Source organism: uncultured Tepidimonas sp. (genome assembly GCF_938045175.1).
Classification (GTDB): domain Bacteria; phylum Pseudomonadota; class Gammaproteobacteria; order Burkholderiales; family Burkholderiaceae_C; genus Tepidimonas.
The window spans coordinates 1-7,717 of sequence record NZ_CALIND010000087.1; the positions used below are offsets into that span (position 1 = coordinate 1).

At 67.7% G+C, this 7,717-nt stretch carries 7 protein-coding genes and 1 pseudogene; 6 read left to right on the plus strand and 2 right to left on the minus strand.

The genetic code is table 11. The annotated features are described in order from the left end of the window. Both Q0716_RS04580 and Q0716_RS04585 read right to left on the minus strand, forming a co-directional pair. On the minus strand, positions 1 to 1,444 hold a 1,444-nt coding region (locus tag Q0716_RS04580), incomplete at its 3' end, for a DHH family phosphoesterase (RefSeq protein ID WP_299020167.1). Beyond that, positions 1,441 to 2,424, minus strand: a complete 984-nt coding sequence (locus tag Q0716_RS04585) for a phosphoglycerate mutase (RefSeq protein ID WP_299020168.1) — start codon at positions 2,422 to 2,424, stop codon at positions 1,441 to 1,443. The genes Q0716_RS04585 and Q0716_RS04580, both read right to left, overlap by 4 nt. A 56-nt stretch (positions 2,425 to 2,480) precedes the next feature. On the opposite strand from Q0716_RS04585, the gene Q0716_RS04590 reads away from it, so the two are divergent. The 6 genes and pseudogenes from Q0716_RS04590 to Q0716_RS04615 all read left to right on the plus strand — a co-directional run bounded on the left by Q0716_RS04590 (position 2,481) and on the right by Q0716_RS04615 (position 7,515). Continuing rightward, complete coding sequence (locus tag Q0716_RS04590; RefSeq protein ID WP_299020170.1) at positions 2,481 to 3,749, plus strand: lipoprotein-releasing ABC transporter permease subunit; 1,269 nt, start codon at positions 2,481 to 2,483, stop codon at positions 3,747 to 3,749. Then, positions 3,742 to 4,434, plus strand: a complete 693-nt coding sequence (gene lolD / locus Q0716_RS04595; protein WP_299020172.1) for a lipoprotein-releasing ABC transporter ATP-binding protein LolD — start codon at positions 3,742 to 3,744, stop codon at positions 4,432 to 4,434. Before Q0716_RS04590 ends, lolD begins: the two co-directional genes overlap by 8 nt. Positions 4,435 to 4,556: 122 nt before the next feature. After that, positions 4,557 to 4,961, plus strand: a complete 405-nt coding sequence (locus Q0716_RS04600) for a metalloregulator ArsR/SmtB family transcription factor (protein WP_299020175.1) — start codon at positions 4,557 to 4,559, stop codon at positions 4,959 to 4,961. Then, entirely contained in the window at positions 4,954 to 6,306 is a 1,353-nt protein-coding gene (gene soxC / locus Q0716_RS04605) for a sulfite dehydrogenase (protein ID WP_299020177.1), read from the plus strand. The genes Q0716_RS04600 and soxC overlap by 8 nt, the downstream gene beginning before the upstream one ends. Positions 6,307 to 6,308: 2 nt before the next feature. Next, positions 6,309 to 7,061: pseudogene (locus Q0716_RS04610) on the plus strand (cytochrome c); the annotation flags it as partial. Between the two features lie 121 nt (positions 7,062 to 7,182). After that, entirely contained in the window at positions 7,183 to 7,515 is a 333-nt protein-coding gene (locus Q0716_RS04615) for a c-type cytochrome (protein WP_299020179.1), read from the plus strand. Positions 7,516 to 7,717 lie beyond the last annotated feature (202 nt).

Here is a 7,717-nt window from a genome sequence, read left to right on the forward strand (position 1 = left end):
CGGTGTCGAGCTGGCGCTGCAGTGTCGCGGCGTCGAGCCAGTCGCGGGCCACGGCCTGGAGTGCGGCTTCGAATGCGGGCAGGCCGTCCGCCGGCAGGGTGCAGCCAGCCGCCATCGCGTGGCCCCCAAAGCGCAGCAGGAGTCCGGGTTGGCGCTTGGCGATCCAGTCCAGTGCGTCGCGCAGGTGAAAGCCCGGGATCGAGCGACCGGACCCTTTCAGACAGGGCAGGCCGTCGTCGCTCTGCGCCGCAGCGAAAACGAATACCGGTCGGTGCAGCCGGTCTTTCAGACGCGCGGCGACGATGCCAACCACCCCCTCGTGAAACGAGGGGTCGAAGACGGTGAGCGCGGGCGGCGCGGTGTCGGGGTCGAGGTCGGCGCCGTGGCGCTCGGCCATGCTCAGCAGCGCCTGCTCGCGCATGGCGAATTCGACCTGGCGTCGCTCGCGGTTGATGCCATCGAGCGTTTGCGCCAGCTCGTGCGCGCGCTGCGGGTCGTCGGTGATCAGGCATTCGATGCCCAGCCCCATGTCGCTCAGACGCCCGGCGGCGTTGAGGCGCGGCGCCAGCGCAAAACTCAGGTCAAAGGTGGTGGCGCGTGCGGCGCTGCGCCCGGCCGCGGCCAGTAACGCGCCCATGCCGGGTGGTAGGGCGCCCGCGCGAATGCGGCGCAACCCTTGTGCCACCAGGCGCCGGTTGTGCGCGTCCAGCCGTACCACGTCGGCCACCGTGCCCAGCGCCACGAGGGGCAGCAGACCGTCGAGGCGCGGCTGGTCACGCGGACCGAAAACCCCGCGCCGGCGCAGCTCGGCGCGCAGCGCCAACAGCACATAAAACATCACACCCACGCCCGCCAGCGCCTTGCTAGGGAAGGGGCAGCCGGGCTGGTTGGGGTTGACGATGACGGCATCCGTCGGTAAGCGCACCTCACCGTCCACCACCAGCGGCAGGTGATGGTCGGTGATGAGCACTTGCATCCCCAGCGCCCGGGCGTGCGCCACGCCATCCAGGCTGGCGATACCGTTGTCCACCGTCAGCAAGATGTCGGCGCCCATCGCGCGCACGCGCTCGGCCAGCGTGGGGGTCAGTCCGTAGCCATCGCGCACGCGGTCCGGCACCAAATAGCGTACCCGGTCCCAGCCCAGCGGCGCGCCCAGCAGGCGCAGGCCGCGCCATGCGGTCGCGCAGGCGGTGGCGCCGTCGCAGTCGTAGTCAGCCACGATGCCGATGGTCAGCCCCTGCTGCAGCGCATCGGCGAGCAGCTCGCCGGCCGCGCGGGCACCCAGCAGTTGATCGGGCGCGGGCAGCAGTGCCAGGTCGTCGTCCACCTCCTCGGGCTGTTGCACGCCGCGCGCCGCAAACAGCCGCGCGAGCAACGGATGGGTACCCGCTTGCTCCAGTGCCCAGGCGGCTCGCGGTGGGATGTCGCGCGCCGTGATATTCACAGTCCGCTCCACCAGTCGAGCACGGCCGCAGCCGGCGTCGCTGGCCGACCGTACAGCCGCTGCCACCAGTCGCGCCAGCCTCGCCGCGGGCACGGCGCGGGGTCGGCGCCGGGGTCCAGCCGCCAGGTGCGCCAGCCGCGCTCGCCGCACAGCGTCAGCCAGCGCGGCTGCCCATCGGCGTCGGCCGCGGCCATCCAATTCGCCAGCTCGGGCTCCAACGCCTGCCAGCCGGCGGCCCAGCCCGGCGCATCGCTGCGCGTGGCGGGTTCGACCAGCGCGTCGATCAGTTGCACGCTCGCCTCGGCGGGGCGCGGTCCGTCGCCACGCCAGCGCCCAGCGCCGCTGATCCACAGGCCGTTGATCGGCAGCGCACCGCGCGCCACCCGCGCCGCATTCACCGGGTGGTCGTGAAAGAGCATTTGCGCCTCGTTGAGCAGACGCAGCAGCGTCCGTGCGCTGGGTTGCGAGCCCGCGTCGCGCCACCAGACATCGGCGCGGCGGTGCGCCACGCGGTCCAGGCTGGCACCCGTCCAGCCGTCGAACAGGTCGCCTTCGGCAAGCCAGCGCCCGGGGCTGCCGTCATCGTCGAGCGCGATGCCGTCCTCCGCCGCGTAGGGGGAAAACGCCGCTTTCAGGGCCACGGCTTCGTCTGGACGCAGATCGAGCGCCTGCGGCGGGATGAGGGTGATATGGTCGAGCCCTGCCTGCCACGCACACGGCCACAGCCAGGCGCAGGCGACGCCCGCGCGCCCGGCGTGCCAGGCGGCCCAAGGCAGGCGTCCATCCTCGATGGACCAGCCGAGCGCGCGCGCCAGCGCGTGTTCGTGCGGGGGCGTCAGGCTCCAGGGGTCGCCGTCGTAAGAGGCGTGCGGGACGGCGCGCGCCAGCCAGCGCTGCAGTGCTGGCAGCGGCGGGATGGGCATGTCGGTACCGTCGGGGGGGGCGGCGTAGGCGATGATCCAGTGACGAACCTCGGGCATGGCCCGATTGTGGCGCAAGCGCTGCGGCACAATCGGGGCTGATCTTGGAACATCCCATGCCGCTACCGTACGAATGGGTGATCGGCTGGCGCTACACGCGCGCCGGCCGCGGAGCCCGCCGCAATGGTTTCATCTCTTTCATCAGCGCCGTCTCCATGCTGGGCATCGCGCTGGGGGTGGCTGCACTCATCATCGTGTTGTCGGTGATGAATGGCTTTCAAAAAGAGGTGCGCGACCGTATGTTGGGGGTGCTGTCCCATGTGGAGGTGCTGTCCGCCTCGGGCGACGCGCTGGCGGACCCCGACGCGGTACTGGCGCAGGTGCGTGCGCACCCGCGCGTGCAGGCGGCCGCACCGTTCGTCGCCGCGCAGGGGCTGCTCGCGCGCGGCCAGGACATGAGGGGCGTCGTGATCCGCGGCATCGACCCGGCGCTCGAGCCATCGGTGACGGCGCTGGGGGCGGATCTGGCCACCCACGCATTCGGGGCGCTGCAGCCGGGGCGCTTCGGCATCGTGCTGGGGGCGGCGCTGGCGCGCTCGCTGGGGGTGGTGCCCGGCGACGCGGTAACGCTAGTGGTGCCCTCGGGCGAATTGACGCCTGCTGGCGTCGTGCCGCGCTTGCGGCAGATGACGGTGGTGGGGTTGTTCGATTCAGGCCACTATGAGTACGACGCCACGCTGGCGCTGGTGCACTTGGCCGACGCGCAGCGGCTGTTTCGCGTCGAGGGCCCCACGGGCGTGCGCGTGCGGCTGGACGATATGCAGGTGGCGCGCGAGGTGGCCATCGAACTGGAGGCGCGTTTGGCGGCGGAGCTCGGCGCAGGTATCGTCGTGCGCGACTGGACGCGTGCCAACCGCACCTGGTTTGCCGCGGTGCAGGTCGAAAAACGCATGATGGCCATCATCCTGACGCTCATCATCGCCGTGGCAGCGTTCAATCTGGTCTCGACGCTGGTCATGACCGTGACCGACAAGCGCGCCGATATCGCCATTTTGCGCACGCTGGGGGCGAGTCCGACGAGCGTGATGGCGATCTTCGTCGTGCAGGGCGCAGCGGTTGGCATCGTGGGCACGGCGATCGGCCTGGCACTCGGCCTGGGCGTGGCCTTCCATATCGACACGCTAGTCCCGGCACTGGAGCGGCTGCTGGGGGTGAACTTCCTGCCCCAGGACATCTACCTCATCAGCCGCATGCCGAGCGACCCACAGGCGGCCGACATCGTGCCGGTGGCGATCGTGTCGTTGCTGCTGGCGTTCGTTGCCACGCTCTACCCGAGCTGGCGTGCCAGCCGCATCAACCCCGCGGAGGCGCTGCGCTATGAGTGAATCCCGCCCCATCGTGTTGCAGGCCCGCGGCGTGTGCAAGCGCTTTCGCGAGGGGCGGCTCGACGTGACCGTGTTGCGCGGGGTCGATTTGACGGTGCACGCCGGCGAGACGGTGGCCATCGTCGGGGCCTCGGGTTCCGGCAAAAGCACGTTGCTGCATTTGCTGGGAGGGTTGGATGCGCCCACCAGTGGCGAGGTGCACCTGCTGGGCGAGGCGTTGCACCGCCTGTCGCCAGCACGGCAGGGGCAGGTGCGTAATCGCCACCTCGGGTTCGTTTATCAATTTCACCACCTGTTGCCCGAGTTCAGCGCCCAGGACAACGTGGCCATGCCGCTGTGGATACGGCGCATGGCGCGCAGCGCCGCGGCCGTCCAGGCGGCGCAGTGGCTTGAGCGCGTGGGCCTGGCCGAGCGGCTGGCGCACCGGCCGGCCGAGCTCTCGGGTGGCGAGCGCCAGCGCGTGGCAATCGCGCGTGCGCTGGTCACGCAGCCGGCGTGCGTGCTGGCCGACGAACCCACGGGCAATCTGGACCGCGAGACGGCAAGCGCGGTGTTCGATCAAATGTTGTCACTGGCGCGATCGCAGGGCACGGCGTTCGTGCTGGTGACGCACGACGCGGAGCTGGCGGCGCGCTGTGATCGTCGCTTGCGGCTCACCGCCGGGCGGTTGACCGACGGCGTCTGATGGGCGCCGCGGGGCGCACACGGTGTCGAACCGTTGGCGTCCCGATGCAGACCGGCTCATCGGCATCGAACATTCGGGTTTACACTAATCGCCATATTCGCAATCAATCATATACTTCAGCCGTGGATTCCTCGGTGTCGCCCTCTCCGTCAGATGCGCTGCTGCCGATGTACGAGTCGGTCGCACGTTATTTCAGTCTGTTGGGGGAGCCGACGCGGTTGCGAATCCTGCACGCGGTCTGCGACGAGGAGCGCTGCGTCAACGACATCATGCAGATCACGGGTCTGGAGCAGCCCAATGTATCGCGCCATCTGGCGCGACTGCACCAGGCGGGTCTGTTGGAGCGTCGTCGGGATGGCAGTCGGGTGTTTTACCGGGCTGCCCGCTCGCCGCAGTGGGACTTGTGTCGGCTGATCGCGCAGCAAGTGTGCCGTGCGCAGGTGCGCCCCGGTTCGGGGCAGGGGTGCACCGCTGGTGGGCTGGAGTCGGTATTCCCCGTCGAATCAAAGGAAGAAACCAGTGTCTGACAACCTCCGTGAAGTCATCGGCCGGGTACAGCCCGCGCCGGAGAATCATCTGAGTCCGGAGCTGCTCGAGAAGGCCCGCAAGGCCCGACGCAGCTTCATGGGCAAGGCGTTGGCGATGGGGGCGGGTGCAGCCTCGGCCGTGGTGGGGGGCAAAGCGCTTGCCGCTCCCGAGGGCGAGGACGCCATCCTCAAGCTGCCCGAACACACCACGGGTCTGGGTCAGCCCGTCGCGGCACGAGGCTATGGTATGCCCAGCAAGTGGGAGAGCAACCTGCAGCGCCGCGAGAGCCCGGGCCTGACCCGCGTGTCGCAAGCGTCGGTTAGCTTCACACCGTTGCAAGGGCTGTTTGGCATCATCACACCCAGCGGCTTGCACTTCGAGCGCCACCACCAAGGCTGGTGGGACATCGACCCCTCAGGTCACCGCTTGATGATTCATGGCGACGATGGCCTGATCAAGCGCCCGCGTGTCTTTACGATGGACGAGCTGATGCGCCTGCCCAGCGTGTCGCGTATCCACTTCCTGGAGTGCGGCGCCAACACCGCGATGGAGTGGGCCAACGTCGCCGTGCCGACGGTGCAGTACACGCACGGCATGTGCAGCTGCTCCGAATGGACGGGGGTGCTGCTGTCGACGCTGCTGGACATGTGCGGCATCGACCGCAAGCGCGCCAAGTATGTGCTCGCCGAGGGGGCGGACGGCTCGTCGATGACGCGCACCATCCCCATCGAACTCGCCATGGACGACGTGATCGTCGCTTGGGGGCAAAACGGCGAGATGCTGCGCCCCGAGAACGGCTACCCGCTGCGCTTGATCGTGCCGGGCGTGCAGGCGGTCAGCTCGGTCAAATACCTGCGTCGCATCGAAGTGGGCGACAAGCCCTGGGGCACCAAGGACGAGTCGGTGCACTACATCGACCTGCTGCCCAACGGCCTGCACCGCCAGTACAGCGGTATCCAAGAATGCAAGAGCGTCATCACCACCCCGTCGGGCGGTCAGACGCTGCTGGATCGCGGTTACTACAACATCTCGGGGCTGGCCTGGTCGGGGCGCGGCACCATCAAAGCGGTGGACGTATCGGTCGATGGTGGCCGTACCTGGCGTCCTGCACGGCTCGAAAAACCCATCCTGCCCAAAGCGTTCACGCGCTTCAACTTCGATTGGGTCTGGGATGGCAAGCCGGCTATTTTGCAAAGCCGCGCGATCGACTCCACGGGTTATGTGCAGCCCAAGATCAACCAGTTGCGTGCCGTGCGCGGTACCCGGTCGATCTACCACAACAACGCTATCCAGAGCTGGCTGGTCGCGGAAAACGGCGAAGTCTCCAACGTGCAGGTGTACTGAAGATGAAGCGCATGACATCCCCCCTTCGTGCGGCCATCGCGGCCGCCTTTCTGAGCGCGGGCATAGCCGGTGCCGCGCAAGCCAACCAACCTTGGGCGAACTTGGGGCGCGCCCCGACACCGGCGGAGATCAAAGCCTGGGATATCGACGTGCGCCCCGACTTCAAGGGTCTGCCCAAAGGGTCGGGTTCGGTCCGCCACGGGCAGGAAGTGTGGGACACCAAGTGCGCCTCGTGCCATGGCGAGTTTGGCGAATCCAACGAGGTGTTCACGCCGATCGTGGGTGGCACGACCAAGAAAGACATGGAAACCGGCCGCGTGGCCAATCTGCGCGCCGAGGCCCATTACCCGCAGCGCACCACGCTGATGAAAGTACCCACGATCTCGACGCTGTGGGACTATATCAACCGCGCCATGCCGTGGAACGCGCCCAAATCGCTGTCGGTCGAAGACGTCTACGGCGTCGTGGCCTACATCCTGCACCTGGGTGACATTGTGCCCGAGGACTTCGTGCTGAGCGACCAGAATATCGCCGAAGTCCAGAAGATCATGCCCAACCGCAACGGCATGACGCTGGAGCACGGGATGTGGTTGCCGAACTATGCCTTCACTGGCAAACCCGACGTGCGCAATACTCGATGCATGAAAGATTGTCCGATCGACGGCAACATCAAGTCGATGTTGCCGGAGAACATGCGCGATGCCCACGGTAACCTGTTCGAGCAACAGCGAGTGATTGGTCCGACGCGCGGCTGGGACACCACCAAGCCACCGCGCAAGTAGCCCCTCACGCAAAGACAGTGAACCTACCCTGTAACCTTCGATCCAAACCCACTGGCCCGTGCAGCGGGCTATTCACCACCCAGGAGACTGAGAGATGAAGATCCAGACGTTGCTGACGATCGCCGCAGGCGCCGTTGCGGTGTTGGCCGTCCCCGCGCACGCGATGGACGCCGCCGCTGCCAAGGCGCTGGCCCAAAAGAGCGCGTGCATGGGCTGCCATGCCGTGGACAAGAAAATGGTCGGCCCGGCGTACAAGGCCATTGCCGAGAAGTACAAGGGCATGAAGCCCGAAGAACTGGCGGCGTCGATCAAGAAGGGCGGCGCGGGCAAGTGGGGCCCGGTGCCGATGCCGGCTCAAGCCGGTTTGAGCGACAATGACGCGAAATTGCTCGCCGAGTGGATTTTGGCGGGTGCCCCCGACAAGTGACGTGATGCGGTTGCATTCGCGTCGTGGACCTTCGTTTGACAAGGAGTTGAACATGAAACAGAACCGACGTGCCGTGCTCAAGACCGGCACAGCGCTGGCGACGCTGGTGTCGCTGGGGATCGTGACGGCCGAGCAGGCGCTGGCGGCCAACCGCGACGCGTTTGCGGCCAAGAGCCTGGCCGATGCGCTCAAGGCCGTGGGT